Raw genomic sequence first — 23,632 nt, forward strand, 5'->3', positions numbered from 1 at the left:
AAAATTCTGTAAGGTTTCATAATAGACCGAATACAGAGAAGAAAAGCTAGACGCATACGATCATTTGATAAAGACTTAAAAAGCCAGACAATAGAAATATTATCTGGCTTTAGCTGATGAGACATTTTCTTTTATACTTGTATACTCAGTAGTTCAGCTAGATGTTGATCCAATTCATTAAGGTAGCTTTGATCAAAGCCAAATAAGCCTAAATGTCCAGTGACAGTATGCAACTCTCTTAATTCACTATTTGGAGTCAATGCTTGCTCAGCTGCACAATCCGCTGTTGGGAAAAACATATCATGGTCTATCGGCATTACGAAGGTTTTTGCGGTAATACGACCCAGTGCTGCTTTAAGATCACCATCAGTATTCCGAGCAACATCACCATGTTGCCACTTCCAAGCCATTATCAAAAGAGCATTGGGATCCATCATTCGAAATATAGTACGCAAAAACCCTTCTTGAAATTCTTCAAAAGAATTATAACCTTGTCCCTCAATTAGAGGTTGAATGCTACGCCAATATTCTGTTTTCCAGAAGTCAGTCGAAAGACCCATCACTGCCCAAAGGTCAGCGTGACGCTCTAGCCCATCCGATACTTCAGTATGTGAGCTATACTCACCATCAGCAAAACCAGGGTCGCTAGTAATAGCATCCATCAATGTCTGCGCAAAAATGAAGTCGTGTGGCGTATTTTGAGCAGTACCAGCAATAGGGGCTGCCCTTAGTACCCGCTCAGGGAATCGAACAGCCCATTCCCAAGTTTGCTGTGCCCCCATTGAACCACCAACAACTAACGCTAGCTTATCAATATCAAAAACTTCTCGTAGTAGTTTTTCCTGCGCACGAACATCGTCACTGATACGCACTTTTGGAAAGCGAGACATGGCAATAAGCTTATCTTGAGTGTTGTGAGGCGACGTTGAAAGACCGTTACCGATTTGGTTGACCACGATAATAAAGTACTTTTCTGGATCCAAAGCACGGCCATGACCAATATAAGACTGCTCCCAAACACTGTGCGTCCCAGCGAACCAGGTTGGAATGAGAATAGCATTGCTTTTATCTGCGTTCAAAGATCCGTAAGTTGCGACTGCAAGCTCTAGATCGGGAATAACAGTTCCTTCCTCAAGCTCGAATGGTCCTATCGAGTATAAGTCATACCTTCCTTGTACTTCCTGCGTATAAAACGGATTGTCTAATAGCATTATGTCCCTCTCCTTTTTTGATCGATTTCCCTATCATTTTTCAGACTTTTACAGCCTGACTGGACTACTAATACTATCATTAAGAATTAGAACCACCTAATCTGGTACTCTAGGTTTTGTTTAACTTTATCAAAGTTGAGTCTACGTTTTGCTCAGCACGGCTCAAAGGTTGGTAGTGCTGAGCCGCTAAAAAAAGTAAATTTGTTTGATGCTATGATATACATGAATAGCATGAACGATATTTGAAAAATATATCGCCAGTAAAACTACCGTTTCTTAGGTTTCGTGAACTAGGCTTTAACGGTAGTAATCATTTCTAGTCATAATAGATATTATGGTTAGCGCCTTGTTAAAGGCTTCGTGAGTAATCAAGATACCTCTGAACGAGTAAGTCAGTGGGCATATCAGATGGCCATTGAAAATAACGATCTTGTCTGGACGCCGCCCAAACAACTAGAAGTAATCAGTAAGCTAACAACCCCCAAAATATTGATTTTATAACGGTCATTAATAACAGGCTTAATTATTATCAAATCAATGCCAATGAATATGCTGAGGCTACTTCTTTTTGATAGGATTCAAGTCAGGACTGTAAGGTAGTGAGCTTTGATAAATACTCTTGAAGATGGTCTATTTCATTATATCTATCATAGCTACGAACTCTCAAAACTGTCTATTATTTCCTAGGTATTAGCTGTCAATCATTTGTTTATGTTACTATTCTCTCTTTGTAAGTTACAGATTGTAATTATGGATATGGACTGCTGTCATAGATATTTTTCGATGTAAATATTTACCATGGGATTGAGCTAACTCTAATCTGGATATAACAGGTCGAATAGTAAAACTTTCAATCTTTTCTTTGATGCATATAGGTGGTATTGATGGATTTGTTAGGTTTAGCGCAACTTTCGCAAAAGTTCTTTGTTTTGCCATTATCAATGCTTATTTTTGTTTTGGTTATCGGTATTATATTTTGGTGGTTTTATACAAGACCAGCTAAATCACTGAGTAATAAGCTGTCACAATTAGTTAATGATATCGACAAGCTTAATGAAGGATCTAATGTTGATAAAGACTCGTTGGACGCCAATTTTGTAGATAACCCTTCTTTAGAGCAAGCTTGGAAAAACTATAAAAAGACCTTTCATGATATTTATGAAACGGAAGATGGTGAAGCTAATATAGTTCATTCTCGGGCAACGGTACCAAGTGATGTATTTTTCACGGAATCCATCATTGTGGATATTCCATTAAAAGTAGATTTTTATAAGCATTTGCCAGGTCTAATTACTGGTATTGGTATTATTGCGACTTTCGCAGGTCTATTGATGGGATTATGGGCGTTTGACCCTGCGGGTGACCCTGATAAGGTTCAAGACAGTCTGGCTTTGTTACTAACAGGGGTTGCAGAAGCCTTTATGGCATCTGCGTTGGCTATCACCACCGCAATGCTGATTACTTGGCGTGAAAAGTCATGGCTTAGACAGTGTTATGCGCAATTACAACGTTTAAATACCGCCATTGATAATGCCTTTACTGCCGATGACAGTGGTGAGGAATACTTAGCCAAATTACTCAAATCCTCTCAAGCCAATGAGGTGAATGCTCGACAGCTTAAAGATAGCTTGGTTAATGACTTAAAAGCCATGATGACTAATTTGGTCGAAGAGAATAAAAGAAATCAAGCTGCCCTTGCGAATCAGTTAAGTGACTCTTATGCTCAAACAAGTCAATCGATGGCAACCCAAATTGGTGAATCCATTACAGATAATTTGCAAGGTCCTTTAGATAAGATTGCCTCAAGCGTGCAGCAGGTCAGCGGTGATCAAGGTTCGGCTGTGCAAGAGCTTATGACTGATGTGCTAACTGCATTCATGAGTAAGCTGGAAACGACGTTTGGCGGTCAAATGACAGGTATGAGTGAGATGATGACTCAGTCTGTCACTGCAATGCGTGAGATGCAGTCAGGTTTCTCCCAATTAATTACTGATATGCAAACCAACAGTGAAGTCTCAACTAAAACGTTAGAGACCCAAATGGCGGCAATGATGGAGGACATTCATCAAAAGCAAAATGAGATGTCTACCCAAATGAACGAAATGGTAGAGAATCTATCTGCGGGTTCGGCTAAAATTGGTGATCAAGGGTTATATGCTGTTGAGCAGTTAAACAGTAAGGTTTCAGAGCTTGTATCAGGTTTAGGTACTTCAATGTCAGACCTGCTATCAAATGTCGCAGAGCAACGTATCGAGCAGGATCGCCAAATATCAGATAATCAACAAAAATTGCATGAGCAGTCCTCTGTATTGATTGATAACTTAGGCAGTGAAATTAAAGAGTTGATTGTTCATAGTCAAAATGCGGTTCAGAGTCATAAAGAAAATATCCAAAAACTATCTCAAGTGACTACTGATAGCATCACTGGTATGAATAGTGGTGCGGAAAAAATGCGTGTAGCTTCTGAACAGTTTACGACGGCTGGCAGCTCACTAATCACAGTGACTGGTAAAACCTCAGAGCTTATTGCACAGGTTAATACGACGTCAACCAATATGACCAGTGCCAGCAGTAACCTTATTGAGTTAATAAGAGATTATAAGAACTCTCAAAACAGCGTTAATCTTGCAATTGAAACACTAGAAAGTCTCATTCAGCAGTCAAAGTCTGAAGCTAGCATGAGTAGTCAAATGCTTAATGATATGAAGAATATGACGACAGCTCTAAACCAAGTCAAGATGGAAATGCAAGAATATTTAGCAGAAGTTAGTGATGTTCTAGTGAAGAGTTTTGATAGCTTTGGTACTTCCGTTGAAAGTAGTCTAAATCATTCGTTAGTGTCTTTTGATAACACACTTGATCAAGCCGTTAAACGCCTTGCAACAGGTGTTGAGGGTCTAGGAAATGTGGTTGAAGACCTTGAAGACCTTACGCAAAAAACCAGACGCTAATTCGGGAGTGTATCGATAATGATTGGTAATAGGTACGCTAAGAAGCCTCGTTCAAAGGATGAGGGTGAAAAGCCTTTCTGGATCTCATTTGCTGACTTAATGACAGCTCTCATGACACTGTTTTTAGTCGTGATGGCAGTATCATTAATGGTAGTTACTAAGAAAATTAACGAAGCAACACAAGCGGAGAAAGAGCGGAGTTCAGAGGTCTTAGATATTTGTACTAGTATTAAAGACGACCCTACTTTAAAGAATCAGCTCATCACCGTAGACTGTAAAGAGAACCGTATAAATTTTGGTGAAGCAGGCCGTTTTGGGTACAATGATTACCGCTTAAATTCAGAGGGTATAAAGGCTTTAAGTGCTTTGGTCCCTGTTGTCTTGGAAGCTGCCAATAGTGAAAACGGCAAAAAATGGTTTAAACAGATTGTGATTGAGGGCTTTACAGATACCGATGGATCATACTTATATAACTTGAATTTGAGTCTACGCCGTTCGGAGTGGGTGATGTGTAGCTTATTGGATCCTACATTCAATCAAGAAATTACCTTAACTGACGCGCAAAAAAATCAAATCAAACAGCTATTTTTGGCTGGTGGCGTCTCATTCAATGCGGCAAAAGACAGTAAAGAAGCTTCACGTCGTGTAGAACTAAGAATGCAGTTTTATGGCTTAAAAGAAAAAGAAAGTGCTGAGGCGCAGCCGATTTTCGTCTCTGCCCCTATTGAAACCTGTCAGCTGGCAAGGTGAATGTGATGAGTATCGCTATTTTAAAGCAAAGGTTAAATCAGAGTGTCGATAATTTCTCTGAGCCTGCCCAAATACATAATAAATTTGTCAAACCGAACAAGTTAATTAAGACATTAGAGCTCATTGAACGTAAGTTTGATGATATGGAGAGTATTCAGCCTATCGAAGAAAAAATTGTTAACTCAATTTTAAAATTAGAAAAGCAGGGTAAAGACTATCTCACAAAACGCGATTGGAAGAATCTAGCTTGGTCACTCAGTAAGAAGTTGCTAAGTTATGAGGACAAAATACTTTTCACTTTCAAAGGTAGCGAGCTCATTGAACAATTTAATAAAATTGATCCTGAGCTGCTAAAGGTTGTTTATTTCCCTCTGCTTTATAGTTATTTTGCGGTAGAACAAGATGAGATAAATAAACGGCCCAATAACTGGATTCAGCTCAGGAATATCTTAAATACCAATCGCTCTACGTTGTTTCGAGCCACTCTTAGGCCTAAAAAATGGCTTACCACGTTAACTGATCATCCTGAAGTGCTCTCGCTAGATCCTTCCAAAAGATTTATTCGTGACTTTTTACACAATAGCGATGACAGCAGAGTGAGTAGTCAGTTAGAAAGCTTAAGCATTGCTCCTAATAGCTGGTTTTGGGATAGCTTGGTAAGCTCATCTATCAAGTCAGTCAAGACAATGAAGGAAGATGACTACTTTAAGGTGATACCGCGTTTCTTACTTCTCCTCGAAAAGAATCCAATTTATACTACAGCTATTTTAACGGCTTTACTTGAACGTTATGCTTCTACTTCAAAACGCACACTTGTGCACGAAGCTTTAAAGAGTGTTTGTTTGACGCAATGGGGTAACCCGCAATACGACTCATCAGCAGGTTGGCGAAATGTACACCCAGATACTAGAAAAATGGTTGTTCAGTGGTTTGTAAGAGCAGATTTAGAGGCTTTCTTTAAATTATTCAGCCATACAGCTGATGTCGATCGTTTTAATTATTGGATAAAGTTTATCGACAAAATCTCTTTTTCTCAGATATTTCTAGGTTCAGCCGCCGTACAATCTAGACATGCTGAACATAGAAAGTTTATAGAGCTCAACCGTGGTAGGCTGAAAAATCTTGTAGGATCTACTGCTAGTAATAATGCCTTTCTACTTAAAATCGATAACATCCATATTGTTGATTTTTCAGATACAGGAAATGCTTGTTATGGATATAGTAATTTACCCTTTAATATTGATAAGAAAAACATAACTGTTTTTGAATTAAAGAACAAACCGCATTCAGTCTTTAAAAGTGATTCTGGTCGAGGAATGAGTTTAAGTCATTCAGGAAACTGGGAAGCTAGATTTGATGAAAAACTTGCTGAGTTGGGAGTCTTTTCTAATCAATCTAATAGTCCAAAATACAAAAGACGTTATTAGAGAGTAGTTATGAAGTTAGCATTCTGGAAAAGAAATAAAGCTGTTGACGATACTAATAGAGAAGAGTTGGTAGAAAAAATCGTGTCTTTACCGCTACAATATGATGACATGGGTTTAAAGCACTGCTATACAGCTGTGGCTAAAACTGATGCGGATTTCTACTGGGAGAGTTTAGCCGATGAAGAGGTTGCTTATCAGCTAGATGATAGCTATATATTGCCATGGGAAGAGTTGTTTCAGATTAAACAAGACCCTGATCATAGCGATGTCATTAATTTGCTCAACTTGCCACTATCAAATGATTTATACCCGATAATTCGTAGTGAAAATGGGCTAAGTGATTCTAATTTTCAAATCATTCTGGATGGTTGGTGTGATAAAAATAAGGTTAAGTTTAAAGGCTCAATCAAACGAACAGGCGCAATTATTAGTCTTACTGGTAAAGAATATTTATTGAATGAAAGCGCTTGGAAGTTATTAGAGAAAATTAAAGAGTTCTCTCGTATTACGGATAAAGATAAATCAACAAATCAAAAATATTGGGCGCAAATACGTGGTTTAGCAAATAAAAGTGAAGCGAACTTAGATGAGTTCCTACGTAAAACAATCGTACTGGCCCCAGATGAGCTCCAACTTAACCTTCGTAAAAACTTAGTTAGTTCAGAGTCAGTGGTAGAGGTGCAGCCTGATTTTAAAGACTCGCCCTCAAATTGGCTACAAACTTTTGATAAGTATAATGAAGTGCAAGATGAATATACAATCAGCTTACCAGAAGGTGGTTTGGCACACGTTATCATCGAGCCGCAAGTTAAAAGTGTACTAAATGAAATTAAGAAGATGCCAAATCGTCGGATAACTGGTGAGCGTGCACAGACTTTTTTACATAATCCTTTTGCTCAGTTAGGGGAGGATGCGATAGAGGTTATATCTCCAGAGGGCTTCGAGCAATCAAAAGAAGAGGCAGAAATCTATAGCTACCGTTTGCTAGTAGATAAAGCCTATGATGAAGCATCGCATTTTAGTTCCGCTCAGTTAACGTTGCATGAAAACTCAAGTAGAGCACAAGACCCTGTTCTTTTAGAGCTTTCAAATCTAGCGCAAGCCCAACACTTTATTGCTACTTATGAGCGATCATCACCTGTGTTCCTATGGGCAGGTTACAGTATAGATAGAACCAACTACTTAGAAAATCAAGTAGAAGAGCTGAAAAGTGATCTAGAAAAAATTCAACAGTATGATGATGAGTTGCAAGCTAAAACAGTGCTAGATTTAAGCAACTACAGCGATAGAGTGATAGGGATTGGTGAAGCTGAAAAACTGAGCTCTGAAGCAATTCAAAAAGATAGTGGTGAATCCGAATGGTTACCACAGAATCTTATAGATGAGTCAGCCGACTTATCTCAATTTACTTCTGATAATAATGATGCCACTACTGAACTACTTGAGCAACGTATCCAGCATGCAGAGGCAGAAGGGGAGAGCTTTGTTCTACATCCGGACAGCAACGCCTCTATTCCATTAGATGATGCAAAAAAATTACTTGATGAACTGCGTGATTCAAAGAGTGGAGACTCAGCTGAAAACGACGTAGAGCAAGAGCAGCCAGAAGCTGATGAAACAAAGAAAAAATCTACCTTATTGATTGCTAATAATATCGATGAGGCAGACTTTACTAAAAAGCGATCTGAGACTCTGACTTTCGATGAAAGTAATCGCCCTCAGGCCAGGTTGCCATCAAGTTTTAGAAGCCAAGAATTTAGTCTAAAAAAGCATCAAGAGTACGGTATCGCTTGGCTACAAAACCTATATCAGTATGCGCCAATTCAGATAAGCGGCTGCTTGTTAGCGGATGATATGGGATTAGGGAAAACTTTGCAGTTACTTTGTTTTATTGGTGAATACTTAGAAACTACAGAAGATAAAAAGCCTGCATTAGTCGTAGCGCCAGTTTCTTTATTGGAGAACTGGGAGGCTGAAATCAATAGGTTTTTTAGCGCAAAATTTGGCAAGGTTCTAAGCTTGTATGGAGATAACTTAAAACAGCGAAAAATACCGAAGCACTTAATATCTTCTCAATTAAGAAATGATTATGGAATAACGAATCTACTTGAAGAAAATTGGTTAGGTGGTGCAGATATCGTATTGACTACTTATGAAACAATGCGAGACCTTGAGTTTTCTTTAGGAAGGGTAGATTGGAGTGTGATGATATGCGATGAAGCACAAAAAATAAAGGTGCCCACTGCAATGGTTACTAAAGCTGCTAAAGCTCAAAAAGCAGACTTTAAAATCGCTTGTACAGGCACGCCTGTAGAAAACTCACTTGTTGATCTATGGTGCTTATTTGATTTCATTCAAGAAAATCTAATGGGTTCGCTTAGTGAATTTAATAAAGAGTATCGACGTCCTATTGAAAAGAAAGACGATGAAGACAATGCGATAATAGATTACCTTCGTCAATTGATTGAGCCACAAGTATTAAGACGTATGAAGCATGATGTCGCTGAGTTGCCAGCAAAACACGAAATTAATGATTGTAAAAATATTAAAATATCAACGTTGCAACGCACACTATATAAACAAGTATCAAATGATTATAGAAGTTTATCTGAGCAAGGCCACAAAGGCGTTATGTTAAAAGCACTACATGATATGCGAATGATTTGTGCTCATCCCCTGAATTTGCAAGAACAAGCGACTATTAAAGATTCACCTAAAGCCGAATGGTTAATAAAGACTTTAGAGAGTATAAAACAAAAAGATGAGAAGGTTATCATTTTTACTGAGTTCAGGGCTATTCAAGTGTTCTTAAAACGCCTTCTCCTTGAGCGATTTGGATTAAACGTTACTACAGTAAACGGGGATTCCAACACTAACAGTAGAGTAGGCTTAACTCGACAAGGTATTATTGATAAGTTCCAAGAAATGGATGGTTTCAACGTGATTATATTATCTACGGTGGCAGTGGGCTTTGGGGTGAATATCCAAAAAGCGAATCATGTGATTCATTATACACGTAGTTGGAACCCAGCTAAGGAAGACCAAGCAACTGATAGAGCCTATCGAATTGGGCAAGATAAAGAGGTTTTTGTTTATTACCCATCTATTGCAGCAGATGATTTTGATACTTTTGAGATTAAATTGGACAAGCTATTATCAAGCAAACGTAGTTTAGCTGATGATATGTTAAAACCAGAAGTGGATCTTAAACAAGAGTTGATTCAGTCGATTTATTAAGTAGGTTTTTCAAAAATAAAGCCTCTAAAATCTGTGTATCGATATGTTTATAAGTCAACAGCTCCGCATTGGAAAGACCAAGGTTTAGAAAAAATCGTTCTGTGCTGCATCCAATGTTTATTTCTCTCTTTTAGAGTAGTTTATAACAGAACTATTAGAGCTACGTTAGAGGCTCAGTATTAACTACATAGTTAGGTTTATACTGTTGTGGCATCATTAAATTGGACTGTGTTTAAGAGAAGATATTTGATAAATAGAAAAGCCAGACAACTTAAGCTATCTGACTTTTTTGACGGTTAATACTAATTTGTTTTCTTTATCTGTCCGTCACAAAGTGTACTCACATATTGCGCATAACCAACCATCTTTTGCGCACATATAAGAGATAGCTGCCAATACTTTAAGCGGATAAGCATAACCGCAGTATTCACATACAGCATTATCTAAGTCGCCTTACCACCAACACTATCCAAAAATTGATTGACAGTTTCTGATGCACCCGATGGAAGATTCTCATTAACATCGAGTTGTTCCAATGCTTTCAGGTTGGTAATGTTATTGGGCAAACTTTGCAGACCATTTTGATAGAGTACAAGGCTTTTTAATCTATTTAGATTGCCTATAGAACGTGGCAGGGTTTCGAGGTGAGAAGCACGTACTTCTAATTTTGTAAGGTTTGTTAAATTTCCGATACTATCAGGCAAAGCCTTCAAATCTTCATTAGCATACAGCTCAATGCTTCTGAGCTTGCTTAGACTACCAATAGAGTATGGTAAGTGTTGAACCTGCGTTCCCCTCATATCAAAACTGGTAAGAGATGATAGATTGCCGAGCTCATTAGGAAACCTCTCTAAGCTTTTTGAAAAGATACTTAGGGATTTAAGGTTTTTTAGTTTACAGAGTACCTTTGGGAATTCAATGAAAGAGCACTTCATATATACTAGCGTCTCTAAGTTATCTAATTGAGCAATTTCTTCCGGTAGCTCTTCAAAACCGATCAGTCTAAGGTATTTCAGGTTCTTTAAATTGCCGATAGCGCCTGGCAATGGCTTAGTGGACTCACTTTCGCTTTGTAATACTGATTTATTATCAATATAGCTATAACTCGTCAATTTTCCATATCCTAAATCAAGCCTTTCTAACTGACGTAATGCTTCAGGATCACGAGGAACAATGCTGTCAAGGCTACCATGCATATTATGGTTATCCATCCAGTCCCATATTTCCATCATCCAGTCTTCAACGTGTGTATCTTGATTACGAGTAGTGTTGTCATCTTGGTTGGTTTTATCGCTATATGCTGTCATAAGGTTACCTTTTAATAATCGTTAAATGAGGTGAATACATTCAAATTCTTAGCTGGTGTTATTGCTATACGTCAAACTTAAGAGTCGTTGGGCACAGTAATAAAACCAAGGTAAGCCATATTCTTAGTGTAGCTTGGACTATCAGTGACTGAGACTGATAAAGATTTATTAAGCTTACTGGAGGAGTTTTTGAAAGAGGGCTTATTGAAAAAAGCGGAATAACGAAAAAGTCTCATAAGACTTAGTAGCCGAGTATGAGTAGAATAATTGAGAAGTATAAAGTTTGGAATCAATCGACTAGAAGTAGTCATAAAGAAATCTCCTATTGCTCTGTCTGTGCCAAATTGAAACGACACAGTCACCTTACAGAGCGAAAAGGAGTTGTGCGTTTTACCAGTCTTTGTTTTTCATCGCGCTGGAAGTAGCCTTAAACCCACGATGTTTTTTTATCATAACAAGCTGTTTATCATTTGTCAAAGAAGGTTGTCGTACTCTCTTAGGATGTTAAGTTTCCGACAATACCGAGGCGGCTCTCTGTGAAGTAATGAATTACTTCAGCCTTATTAAGCCTATTATGTAGGGGCAGCGACCCTCGACAGGTGCCAATCCTCATCCAAAGAATATCGCCTGTGTAGATAATGACTTTTGATGAAGTAGAGCATACAAATTAGGTTAGCAGCAAAAGTAAGTAGTGATATAATGCCGCGATAATCGATATTTTATGAAGGGTTTACATTATGGCTCGTACAGCTAGCGCATTACACATTTTAGTAAAACACAAAGAAGTGGCTGAGGACATTATTGCCAAGCTTAAAAAAGGTGCCCAGTTTGATGTGTTGGCTAAGAAACACTCAACCTGCCCATCAGGTAAAAAAGGCGGCAATTTAGGTGAGTTTAAACAAGGCCAAATGGTACCAGCATTTGATAAAGTCTGCTTCAGCGGCGAACTCTTCACCCCGCATTTAGTGAAAACCAAATTTGGCTGGCATGTGGTTAAAGTGCTTTATAGGACGTAAGAGTTAGAGTCGAAGCTTTTATTTTCTTTATATATCCGCCACAAAGCATTTTCACATACTGCACAAAACTAACTGTGTTTTGAACTTATATAAGAAATATCTGCAGGTAACTCAATCGGACCAATATAGACGCAGCACTTACATAGTAAATCGTTCAAGTAGGCATAACACTGAGGGCTCGTTTTAATTAGTAATTGAGCATTAATCTCATACTGTTTGCAAAGCGCCTGTACGTGTTTAATAAAGCTACCTTGACTATCGTATGCTCAGTAATCCTTACATATTCTTATACCGCGCGCGTTATGCGTCATATTGAGTTGCAGCTTTACACACACAACATGCTTCCGTTAATAGTAACAACCAGGTTGCGGTAATCGTTTATGAAGCTCACTTTGGAGCTTGTTGCTCGTATCTTTCACAAGTTAGCGGTTTTGAGTATTCAGTTGCTTTTGTATGCATACCTGCAGTGTCATATAATTATAAAAGCAAGTCTTAATGCCTAAAAAGCGTGCTAGATCTGAGCCAGGCTGAATGTAGAGCTTACAAATTAGCGTATTGGCAATAGCACTAGCATCTCTACTAATAGTGCTATTAGGCTTAAATTCAGCAAATAGTCTTTTATAATTATAATTAGTGATCTTCACAACGGTATTCCTTATCTATTCGTTTATGCTTGATAAGTTCGTCGCGTTTTGATCACGCTATGAATAATTTCAAAAGTGTTAAATGAGAAGAAAAAGTAGCGAGAATGGAATTTTTTTGCATCACTATTCTTAATAGGTGAAATTTTAGATTGGGTTCGTTTGTATAAAACCGCTATAACCCCCAAAATTAAGACAAAAAAAAGCCTCACTTCTTATAGTAAGAAGTGAGGCTTTTTGCTCTTAACGAGCCATATTTGGAGCGGGAAAAGAGATTCGAACTCTCGACCCCAACCTTGGCAAGGTTATGCTCTACCACTGAGCTATTCCCGCTGAATTATCAAATAGTTATAATTAGCAAGTAACTATCGTCTAGATGATGATGGCGTATTATACGCAGTTTTTATGACCTGTCAACAGCCACTATGCAAAAAACTAAAATTTAGCAAAATAGGCATGTCATCCTGCTATGAATGTATGATATAACAGATTGTTATAATAGGTATTCCAAAAGCTTTGAATCTAATAAGTAAGCTGAAATACTCTTTTATAATGATTCCCCATCACAGTTATAACGATGACTATTTATAACAATAAGCCTTAAGGATAAGCAATATGAGCCAAGAATACACTATCGCTGATTATTTATTTGAGCGTATCGCTGAGGCGGGCGCGACTGAAGTATTTGGTGTGCCTGGTGATTTTAACTTAACATTTTTAGATAACATCATTGCTTCTGATAAGCTACGCTGGGTAGGCAATACCAACGAGCTGAACGCAGGCTACGCTGCAGACGGTTATGCGCGTGAGCGCGGTTTTGCTGCGATGGTGACGACTTTTGGCGTAGGGGAGCTGTCTGCAATTAACGCTACTGCTGGCTCTTATGCTGAATATGCCCCGGTATTGCATGTGGTTGGGGCACCTGCTATGGCGCAACAGGCGAGCAAGCGCCGGATCCATCACTCGCTTGGTGATGGCGTGTTCAATCACTTTATCAAGATGGTAGAGCCAGTGACTGTGGCGCGTGCGCAAATCACTTCTGAAAATGCGGCCTCTGAGATAGATCGAGTGATTCGTATGGTGCTTAAAAAACACCGTCCAGGCTATCTGATGCTATCACCCGATGTAGCGCGTCTGCCCATTTATCCGCCGACAACTAAGCTCATTGATAGTACAGAAGATATTACCAGTCAAGCGGCCTTAGTCGACTTTAAGCAAGCACTGATAGAGTTTTTACCGAATAAGACCACGACCTTGATGGCCGATTTAATGGTGCATCGTCTGGGACTACAAAACCAGCTTAAGGCTTTAATAGCCGACACTGAGATCCCCTATACGACGTTATCGTGGGGCAAGACCTTGCTGGATGAACACAGTGAACGTTGGGCAGGTACTTATGCTGGCGTGGCGTCACGTCCAGTGGTCAAAGATGCGGTTGAGAACTGTGAATGTTTGATTAAGATTGGGGTACAATATACCGATACCACTACTGCTGGCTTTAGCCAAGACATTAATGAAGAGGTCGTGGTTGATTTGCATTACGAGCGCGCGACTATCAGTGGTCGGAACTTTGCGCCAATCGCGCTGAAAGATGCTTTGCAAGCGCTGCATGAAGTAATGACTTCTGGGATTAATATCGTGCCAAAGCCGTTATGTAAAAAGATAGAGCCGCATCAGCAAAAGGGTAAGGATGACGAGCCTATCCGTCAAGATGACTTATGGCATATCATTGCTGATCGCTTAGACCATAATAATCTGGTATTTGCGGAACAAGGCACCGCTTATTTCGGTATTAGCGATGTCCGTTTACCAGAAGGCGTGACTTGCTACGGACAACCCATGTGGGGCTCAATCGGTTATACCTTGCCTGCGAGTCTAGGCGGCGCTATTGCCTCTCCGGATAAGCGTAGTGTGCTACTGATTGGCGACGGTTCAGCCTTACTGACTATTCAAGAGATAGCCGTCATGATCCAAGAACGTATTAATCCAGTTATTGTGCTGATTAACAATGATGGCTATACCGTCGAGCGCGCCATTCATGGTGAAAACCAACGTTATAACGACATTCCTAAGTGTAATTGGCAACTGATGCCGCAAGCATTTGGTGGTAATGAGGACAATACTCTACTGCTTAAGGTTGAAACAGCGGGCGAGTTAAAAGCCGCTCTGCTAAAGGCAGCAGCCACTACAGATAAAATGGTCATGCTAGAGGTGATCACGGACAAACACGATATTCCGCCTTTATTGGCTGATATCAGCGCTGCCTTGAAGCCCTCCAAGGCCTAAAAGTTCTCGCATATTCTTACTGATAGGATTGTAAGCTTCGTATAAAATGTTAGATAGCAAAAAGCCCCGCTCAAACATCAAAGTTAGAGCGGGGCTTTTTATGTAAAAATAACTAAGCGCTGCAGACGGTTGGGATTTTACTTAAAAGTGGAATTTAACCAAGGCACTAGGCGCACTTTGTGTCTCGTCAGAACCGAATTTGTTTTTCCAGTAACTGTATTCCATGCCCACTTCTAAGCGATTGTCGATACCCAATACTTTTTGTAGGTTATATTTTATTTGTGGATTGATATGAATGTTGTCTTTAATTTCATCGTTTTCACTGTTAAAAGAGTAATCAATATAACCGTCGATGACAAAGTTATTCTTCTCCCAACCATAGGTTAAGGTGATTTGTTGGTCATCTGAATTATTTTGGCTGTTAAATGCCTGGTATATAGAGGCAGACGCGTATTTCATATTCGGAATCGGTAAGTTCAGATCTGCACCGACGCCCACTAAATAGTTGTCTTGACTAAAGCCTTTGCCGTTTGAGCCAAACTCATACTGACCTGCCAAGTTAACTTGTTTGATAAGGCCAGTATCAAAGGTTGCAAGCTTAAGCTTAGGGGCAAGCTCACCATACGTTTCTTTAAACTCTTTAGTACCAATAACGTCCCCGTCCTTATTTTTCAAGTCGTAATCATCACCTTGGATACGATCAACGAAGAAGAATACGCCGCCCCAAGTATGAGTGGAAGCATGCTCTAGGGTCATGACCTTAAGAGTATTATCATCTAGATTAGGGGTTAATTTAAAGTTATCACCATATAGTCCAGTGATGCTGGTACCACCAAACAGCATTTTAGCGTGAGCACCAGTAGTCATGGTGCCTAAAGCAATGATAGCAACGGCGGCAGTGGTTAATGGCTTCATATAAGCCAGCTTAGCTTTAAATGATTTGGTAGAAGGTGGCAGGCTAGTAAGTAGATTTAAATGCACAGTAAAACTCCCTTTTGTACAGTCATTATATTCCCTAAAGTCGTAGCTATAGTGTCAGGTAAAAACTGGTTTTAACATCCTGTAAAAACGCGTCAGTACCATTAGGGAAAAACAGGTTTGGTTAAAAATAGGCGCTGCTGAAAGATAGTAGCTATCGTCTGCTAGAGGAGACAGTCACTTAAAGTGGTGACGTGCTCCCACGACGATAACGTCAGTCGAACTGATAATTACACTAGTAACAAGATATTTATTAACGATTTGAAACAGTTAATCATAATTTAATGGGTCTAACAACTGTAATTTTTTCATAAATAAAGCCACAATATGTAGCGTTATCTTGCTAGTGTCATCTAAGATTATGATTTTATTCAGATAACTGACCATTTAGTCAGGTTTATTTATTTTGTACAGAAGGTGAAATAAAATTAAAATATATTAGGGTCTGTTGAACATTGGGGATAAAATGATGGCAAAAAAATAGCAAACAAGTAATCTTTAAGTTTTTACACAAAAAATATTTTGTTTGTTACGCCTCGCACAATGCTCAAAAATGAATGGTAATCATTCCAGTTATCAGCAAATCCTATTCAAAGAATTTACTCCTGCGCACCTAAAATTGACATGAAACTTCTTAACGCTGCTCATAAGTCACCTGAGCGGTGATGAAGAGCAACAACAACATCGGTGTTCGGGCGGACTCTTTCTAAGTCACCTGAGCGGTGATATGCTTCTATCCAAATTTATATCAATATTCCAGCTACTAGCAAATCTTATTCAAAAGATTTACTCTTGCGCATCTAAAATTGACATGCAATTTTTTAACGCTGCTCATAAGTCACCTGAGCGGTGATGAAGGAAGTAAAGTGCCACCTACGATGACGGTAGATTTTCTAAGTCACCTGAGCGGTGATGAAGTTGCAGCAGTTGGCGATGTATTGATAATCAATTTTCTAAGTCACCTGAGCGGTGATATGCTTCTATCCAAATTTATGTCAATATTCCAGCTATTAGCAAATCTTATTCAAAAGATTTACTCTTGCGCATCTAAAATTGACATGCAATTTTTTAACGCTGCTCATAAGTCACCTGAGCGGTGATGAAGTTTCTACATCCGACCCCGACGTCGACTCAAGCTTTCTAAGTCACCTGAGCGGTGATGAAGGATCAGAAGTATCAGGAGGATTAGAAGTATCATTTCTAAGTCACCTGAGCGGTGATGAAGCTTCTGAGTCTGACATAACCTTAGATGCCGACTTTCTAAGTCACCTGAGCGGTGATGAAGCATCCCAATTTTCATAACTTGCTGTTTTTAGCTTTCTAAGTCACCTGAGCGGTGATGAAGTATAATCTAGTGATAACTATTGTGTATCCTAGTTTCTAAGTCACCTGAGCGGTGATGAAGCATGAGCCAATGAATTTCGGTCAAACGATGATTTTCTAAGTCACCTGAGCGGTGATATGCTTCTATCCAAATTTATATCAATATTCCAGCTACTAGCAAATCTTATTCAAAAGATTTACTCTTGCGCATCTAAAATTGACATGCAATTTTTTAACGCTGCTCATAAGTCACCTGAGCGGTGATGAAGAATGGGTATTGTCACTGAGGCACAGATTGCAATTTCTAAGTCACCTGAGCGGTGATGAAGCAGGGCGGAGCGTATGCGGACTATGAGCAATGTTTCTAAGTCACCTGAGCGGTGATGAAGCCACCGTTAAGTGGGTATAGTTATTTGTTTTTTTTCTAAGTCACCTGAGCGGTGATGAAGATTGACCACTGCAAGCCGTTTATATTAGTTGATTTCTAAGTCACCTGAGCGGTGATGAAGTCATGGGTAACACGCGAGGCACACAGCCTTACTTTCTAAGTCACCTGAGCGGTGATGAAGGGACGGCTCATCATCTACGCTGATTTCAAAAATTTCTAAGTCACCTGAGCGGTGATGAAGACTTTCCTAGTTCAGCACGCCCCACCCATCTTTTTCTAAGTCACCTGAGCGGTGATGAAGAAAATCATTTAAGGGCAAACGTCAACTCTCATTTTCTAAGTCACCTGAGCGGTGATGAAGATTAACCCTAATTGCGTGGCCTGCGGCGGTGAATTTCTAAGTCACCTGAGCGGTGATGAAGACAAAGCGAGTGACTACATAGCGGCGGCTGAGTTTCTAAGTCACCTGAGCGGTGATGAAGCTATCCGGCCCTGCTCTTCTCAGTGCTTTTTGTTTCTAAGTCACCTGAGCGGTGATGAAGATGACGCAACAGGGGTTAATAATTTCCCGAAATTTCTAAGTCACCTGAGCGGTGATGAAGCATTGATTGTACATAACTCCGTTGATTCCTCTTTTCTAAGTCACCTGAGCGGTGATGAAGTGCCTGCAATCGCCTTGTCGCTGATAGTGAGCTTTCTAAGTCACCTGAGCGGTGATGAAGAGATGCCTACTGACGAACGTGTGTTCTTACTATTTCTAAGTCACCTGAGCGGTGATGAAGGCAGCAGTCACTAGGCATTGACAGTTACGAGTTTTCTAAGTCACCTGAGCGGTGATGAAGTTGTGATAAAAGACGTAAGGCTGAATTAATTATTTCTAAGTCACCTGAGCGGTGATGAAGATGCAGACTTTATACACTAAAGTTATGACTATTTTCTAAGTCACCTGAGCGGTGATGAAGTGCGTCATACCGATACACATCTCTCCGTCTTTTTTCTAAGTCACCTGAGCGGTGATGAAGAGTAATAGACCGCGACCCTGCTTTAAACAGTTTTTCTAAGTCACCTGAGCGGTGATGAAGACCACGGTGTTTATTGCGTTGAGTATCACAATTTTCTAAGTCACCTGAGCGGTGATGAAGCAGCAGTCGCAAGCCAGGACAAGGTTGTATTATTTCTAAGTCACCTGAGCGGTGATGAAGAGCATGGCACACGCTCAAGCCGCAACTAGCGCTTTCTAAGTCACCTGAGCGGTGATGAAGACTGGATAGCTTGACCAGGGTGTCCATCACTTTTTCTAAGTCACCTGAGCGGTGATGAAGTTGAGTTGGGTGAACCTTACCGCTAGAGTTATTTTCTAAGTCACCTGAGCGGTGATGAAGACTCAAGGCCGTGTTTGGGTTAAACCTAATGATTTCTAAGTCACCTGAGCGGTGATGAAGATGTTAAGACGCAAGGTGAGCAGATACTAGCGTTTCTAAGTCACCTGAGCGGTGATGAAGGTCCCAGTCAGCAGTAGCAGTAACCACTTCTGTTTCTAAGTCACCTGAGCGGTGATGAAGTTGATTAAAATTTGTTGTTGCTACCGCAGGTGTTTCTAAGTCACCTGAGCGGTGATGAAGCTGTCGCTATTCGTCCTGCCATTATCGCAATGTTTCTAAGTCACCTGAGCGGTGATGAAGAAGGAAAAATGATCTTTATTATTTACGAGTAATTTCTAAGTCACCTGAGCGGTGATGAAGCAGACTTGTCAGGGGCAGCAGACTGGTCAATATTTCTAAGTCACCTGAGCGGTGATGAAGCCATGTCTTACGCTGCGTCTCCTGCGGGTTGGTTTCTAAGTCACCTGAGCGGTGATGAAGAATAATATCAGGCTCATTAGAGCATCTAAATTTTTCTAAGTCACCTGAGCGGTGATGAAGGTGCGTGCGGGCGAACTACGTTATGCGCTATGTTTCTAAGTCACCTGAGCGGTGATGAAGTTATAAGCGCTGAGGCTGACGACTATAAATCATTTCTAAGTCACCTGAGCGGTGATGAAGCCGTCCGGCTGTTCTTTTAACTTAAAACCGTTTTTCTAAGTCACCTGAGCGGTGATGAAGAAAGGAAATAAGGAACTAAAAAGTATTAGTGATTTCTAAGTCACCTGAGCGGTGATGAAGTTAAAGGCACAAGAACAATGAAGTGGCGGGATTTTCTAAGTCACCTGAGCGGTGATGAAGGGGCCGTAACAGCTCTAACAGTACGGTTTAATTTTCTAAGTCACCTGAGCGGTGATGAAGAATAGATTATTTATAGTAGAGCTGCTAACATATTTCTAAGTCACCTGAGCGGTGATGAAGTAACGTTATGAGTGCGCTGTTACTTTCAGGTATTTCTAAGTCACCTGAGCGGTGATGAAGGTAAAGCTAGTTTAAACTGTCTACGAGTGAGTTTTCTAAGTCACCTGAGCGGTGATGAAGGCGCTTTGTTCTTTGAGTCCACTCTATCTAATTTTCTAAGTCACCTGAGCGGTGATGAAGGTAGTCAAATTCTGACTGCTCTATAACTGTTATTTCTAAGTCACCTGAGCGGTGATGAAGAGTGTTAGCACACTGTGCAGGTGTATCCCTATTTTCTAAGTCACCTGAGCGGTGATGAAGTGACTAACAACACACCCCGTAATTTAACATATTTTCTAAGTCACCTGAGCGGTGATGAAGTAATTATTAAACTATGGCGCGAAGTTGGAATATTTCTAAGTCACCTGAGCGGTGATGAAGGATAATATAAAAATCAGCCTTCATCGGGTCGTTTTCTAAGTCACCTGAGCGGTGATGAAGGTGTTAAGCTCTGGCAATGACTCTATGGTAACTTTCTAAGTCACCTGAGCGGTGATGAAGACTGGATAGCTTGACCAGGGTGTCCATCACTTTTTCTAAGTCACCTGAGCGGTGATGAAGGCTATTACTATTTTTCCGTGTTGTTCCCTACTTTTCTAAGTCACCTGAGCGGTGATGAAGTGGCGCTACCGCCCTGGCCGTGGACCTCGATATTTCTAAGTCACCTGAGCGGTGATGAAGGAGTCATCAGGCTACAGCAATGCCGGTAAGACTTTCTAAGTCACCTGAGCGGTGATGAAGGCGCGTTATACATACCATTGACGATAGCTGGTTTTCTAAGTCACCTGAGCGGTGATGAAGAGGCGCTAAGCACTACGCTAAGCACTGTTCATTTTCTAAGTCACCTGAGCGGTGATGAAGCTAAAATTAATGACTGGTCTATCAAAGGCGATTTTCTAAGTCACCTGAGCGGTGATGAAGGTGTTGGCATAAGCTGACTTCCTGTTCAGCATTTTCTAAGTCACCTGAGCGGTGATGAAGGTAGAGATTGCGCCCTGCTGCTATGCCTAAACTTTCTAAGTCACCTGAGCGGTGATGAAGAGCAAGTATGCTCGTAAGAATCTTATTAGCATTTTCTAAGTCACCTGAGCGGTGATGAAGGCTGACATATCAGTAAAAATGCCATTGATGATTTTCTAAGTCACCTGAGCGGTGATGAAGGATGACTTGGGTGTTCCTGAAGATGACCGTATTTTCTAAGTCACCTGAGCGGTGATGAAGACTTCAAACGCGAGTACTTCATTAAACTATAATTTCTAAGTCACCTGAGCGGTGATGAAGGCTTACGGTAGTTTCAGCCGTTATGGATGGGTTTTCTAAGTCACCTGAGCGGTGATGAAGGATTGAAGGTAGTGATATCGCTATCGTTCAGTTTTCTAAGTCACCTGAGCGGTGATGAAGTTTGGAAACTAATATATCAGCCATTCCGTCAATTTCTAAGTCACCTGAGCGGTGATGAAGCACCGCTTAAACTGCCAACACGCAGGGCATTATTTCTAAGTCACCTGAGCGGTGATGAAGGCTCAATCAAAACGATTGATGACATTTCTTCATTTCTAAGTCACCTGAGCGGTGATATGCTTCTATCCAAATTTATGTCAATATTCCAGCTACTAGCAAATCTTATTCAAAAGATTTACTCTTGCGCATCTAAAATTGACATGCAATTTTTTAACGCTGCTCATAAGTCACCTGAGCGGTGATGAAGGCTTATTACCAAGCGATTAAAGATGCGGAGGTTTTCTAAGTCACCTGAGCGGTGATGAAGTACAACCCGTTATTTTAGGCGAACCCGTAACATTTCTAAGTCACCTGAGCGGTGATGAAGTCTGACAATCAAATTGATACACCCCAGATTAATTTCTAAGTCACCTGAGCGGTGATGAAGGGTTTTGTTACTGATGCGATCCGTATATTCGCTTTCTAAGTCACCTGAGCGGTGATGAAGGATGGAAATCTATGGCATACAGGTACGATGTTTTTCTAAGTCACCTGAGCGGTGATGAAGCATTAACGTCCATATTGTCAGTGATTAGGTTATTTCTAAGTCACCTGAGCGGTGATGAAGCATGAGTTCGGACACATTGCAGCAGCAGATAGTTTCTAAGTCACCTGAGCGGTGATGAAGTGAAGTTAACGAGCATAGCGATTATAAAAACGTTTCTAAGTCACCTGAGCGGTGATGAAGCTGTATTGGTCGATTCAGTGTTAGTTATAGATTTTTCTAAGTCACCTGAGCGGTGATGAAGGATGATAAACAATCTATTTCGAATAGTAGTGATTTCTAAGTCACCTGAGCGGTGATGAAGAGATAAAAGCAAGCCCCGCAAAATTGTTGCAATTTCTAAGTCACCTGAGCGGTGATGAAGTATATTATTATTGATGAAGTAGGCGGTGAGCATTTCTAAGTCACCTGAGCGGTGATGAAGAATTACAGGGCGGTAGTCCTGCTCAGCAGCAATTTCTAAGTCACCTGAGCGGTGATGAAGTGTAATATGTTGTCATAATGTTGATTCCTATTTTTCTAAGTCACCTGAGCGGTGATGAAGGATACAAACGCTGTGATTTGCATTAGACCGATTTTCTAAGTCACCTGAGCGGTGATGAAGCGAAAGTCCTATTATAGCTCCAAAATATAGCATTTCTAAGTCACCTGAGCGGTGATGAAGTAAGCGCATTGTGTTGCCTAGGTACGCATATATTTCTAAGTCACCTGAGCGGTGATGAAGTATTACGTACACCTGCTAGCTTGTCCTCATGTTTTCTAAGTCACCTGAGCGGTGATGAAGACCACTTCATAACACTATTAACTTTTTTCGGTTTTCTAAGTCACCTGAGCGGTGATGAAGTTGGCTGTCGCAATCCAAATCAACATCGGTAATTTCTAAGTCACCTGAGCGGTGATGAAGACAAGGCTTTAATATCGGTAATAACTGTTTTCTTTCTAAGTCACCTGAGCGGTGATGAAGGCTCTGGGAATAGTTTTTTAATGGTTTGTAGTTTTCTAAGTCACCTGAGCGGTGATGAAGGATAATTACGTAATGCTAATTGTTGAAGTGATTTTCTAAGTCACCTGAGCGGTGATGAAGTTTGTAGACCAATTTGAAAAATACAATAGAATTTTCTAAGTCACCTGAGCGGTGATGAAGTCATGTTGTAAGCCTTTTATATAGTGTTTATTTTTCTAAGTCACCTGAGCGGTGATGAAGCTTTAGCAAATAACCATTTCACAAGCTATAGCTTTCTAAGTCACCTGAGCGGTGATGAAGATATTGTGATGATGATAGCGTTATCATGGGTTTTTCTAAGTCACCTGAGCGGTGATGAAGCGCAACATAATGCTATAACGTCCAATGCTATCTTTCTAAGTCACCTGAGCGGTGATGAAGATATATTAAACACTCAATAAAACACACTTAAATTTCTAAGTCACCTGAGCGGTGATGAAGATTTGTATGATTTAAAACCAAACAAGCATGGTTTTCTAAGTCACCTGAGCGGTGATGAAGACTCTTATAGTCTTATAGCGTTCTTATACATATTTCTAAGTCACCTGAGCGGTGATGAAGAAGTAAAGTTTATTTATAACCATTTTCTATGTTTTCTAAGTCACCTGAGCGGTGATGAAGGGCATGGTTACAGCTCAGATAGTTTTTTCAGCTTTCTAAGTCACCTGAGCGGTGATGAAGTGTAATATGTTGTCATAATGTTGATTCCTATTTTTCTAAGTCACCTG

The 23,632-nt window shown here is 40.2% G+C and carries 9 protein-coding genes, 1 tRNA gene and 3 CRISPR repeat arrays (1 of these 13 cut by a window edge); of the genes, 6 read left to right on the plus strand and 4 right to left on the minus strand.

Going from position 1 to position 23,632, the window contains the following annotated elements; genetic code table 11:
* Nucleotides 1-131: 131 nt before the first annotated feature.
* Nucleotides 132-1,211: an alpha/beta fold hydrolase gene (locus H4W00_RS07595; protein WP_209956954.1), complete on the minus strand. Its 1,080-nt coding sequence runs from the start codon at nucleotides 1,209-1,211 to the stop codon at nucleotides 132-134.
* An 884-nt stretch (nucleotides 1,212-2,095) separates the two neighbouring features.
* Between H4W00_RS07595 and zorA the strand changes: the two genes are divergently transcribed.
* The 4 genes from zorA to H4W00_RS07615 are packed head-to-tail and all read left to right on the plus strand — an operon-like array spanning nucleotide 2,096 to nucleotide 9,576.
* Entirely contained in the window at nucleotides 2,096-4,162 is a 2,067-nt protein-coding gene (gene zorA, locus H4W00_RS07600; protein WP_209956955.1) for an anti-phage ZorAB system protein ZorA, read from the plus strand.
* Between the two features lie 18 nt (nucleotides 4,163-4,180).
* Complete coding sequence (gene zorB1 / locus H4W00_RS07605) at nucleotides 4,181-4,912, plus strand: type I Zorya anti-phage system protein ZorB1 (protein WP_209956956.1); 732 nt, start codon at nucleotides 4,181-4,183, stop codon at nucleotides 4,910-4,912.
* A gap of 5 nt (nucleotides 4,913-4,917) precedes the next feature.
* Nucleotides 4,918-6,339, plus strand: a complete 1,422-nt coding sequence (locus tag H4W00_RS07610) for an EH signature domain-containing protein (RefSeq protein WP_209956957.1) — start codon at nucleotides 4,918-4,920, stop codon at nucleotides 6,337-6,339.
* Between the two features lie 9 nt (nucleotides 6,340-6,348).
* The gene (locus H4W00_RS07615; protein ID WP_209956958.1) at nucleotides 6,349-9,576 is read left to right on the plus strand and encodes a DEAD/DEAH box helicase; all 3,228 of its coding nucleotides are present in this window, start codon (nucleotides 6,349-6,351) and stop codon (nucleotides 9,574-9,576) included.
* A 443-nt stretch (nucleotides 9,577-10,019) separates the two neighbouring features.
* Here the strand turns inward: H4W00_RS07615 and H4W00_RS07620 are convergent, their stop codons facing one another.
* Complete coding sequence (locus H4W00_RS07620; RefSeq protein ID WP_209956959.1) at nucleotides 10,020-10,883, minus strand: leucine-rich repeat domain-containing protein; 864 nt, start codon at nucleotides 10,881-10,883, stop codon at nucleotides 10,020-10,022.
* A gap of 737 nt (nucleotides 10,884-11,620) precedes the next feature.
* Here H4W00_RS07620 and ppiC point away from each other — a divergent pair.
* Entirely contained in the window at nucleotides 11,621-11,899 is a 279-nt protein-coding gene (gene ppiC, locus H4W00_RS07625) for a peptidylprolyl isomerase PpiC (protein ID WP_209956960.1), read from the plus strand.
* 899 nt (nucleotides 11,900-12,798) lie between these two features.
* Here ppiC and H4W00_RS07630 read toward each other — a convergent pair.
* A tRNA-Gly gene (locus H4W00_RS07630) sits at nucleotides 12,799-12,873 on the minus strand.
* Between the two features lie 282 nt (nucleotides 12,874-13,155).
* Here H4W00_RS07630 and H4W00_RS07635 point away from each other — a divergent pair.
* Nucleotides 13,156-14,826, plus strand: coding sequence for an alpha-keto acid decarboxylase family protein (locus H4W00_RS07635; RefSeq protein WP_209956961.1), 1,671 nt, complete (start codon nucleotides 13,156-13,158; stop codon nucleotides 14,824-14,826).
* A gap of 141 nt (nucleotides 14,827-14,967) precedes the next feature.
* On the opposite strand, the gene H4W00_RS07640 is transcribed toward H4W00_RS07635, so the two are convergent.
* Nucleotides 14,968-15,807: a DUF5020 family protein gene (locus H4W00_RS07640; protein ID WP_334684911.1), complete on the minus strand. Its 840-nt coding sequence runs from the start codon at nucleotides 15,805-15,807 to the stop codon at nucleotides 14,968-14,970.
* 1,074 nt (nucleotides 15,808-16,881) lie between these two features.
* Nucleotides 16,882-17,270: a CRISPR direct-repeat array (repeat unit 28 nt; unit sequence TTTCTAAGTCACCTGAGCGGTGATGAAG).
* 98 nt (nucleotides 17,271-17,368) lie between these two features.
* Nucleotides 17,369-21,478: a CRISPR direct-repeat array (repeat unit 28 nt; unit sequence TTTCTAAGTCACCTGAGCGGTGATGAAG).
* Between the two features lie 98 nt (nucleotides 21,479-21,576).
* Nucleotides 21,577-23,632: a CRISPR direct-repeat array (repeat unit 28 nt; unit sequence TTTCTAAGTCACCTGAGCGGTGATGAAG); it runs 2,835 nt beyond the window's last position.

The organism is Psychrobacter sp. PL19 (assembly GCF_017875835.1).
Taxonomy (GTDB): domain Bacteria; phylum Pseudomonadota; class Gammaproteobacteria; order Pseudomonadales; family Moraxellaceae; genus Psychrobacter.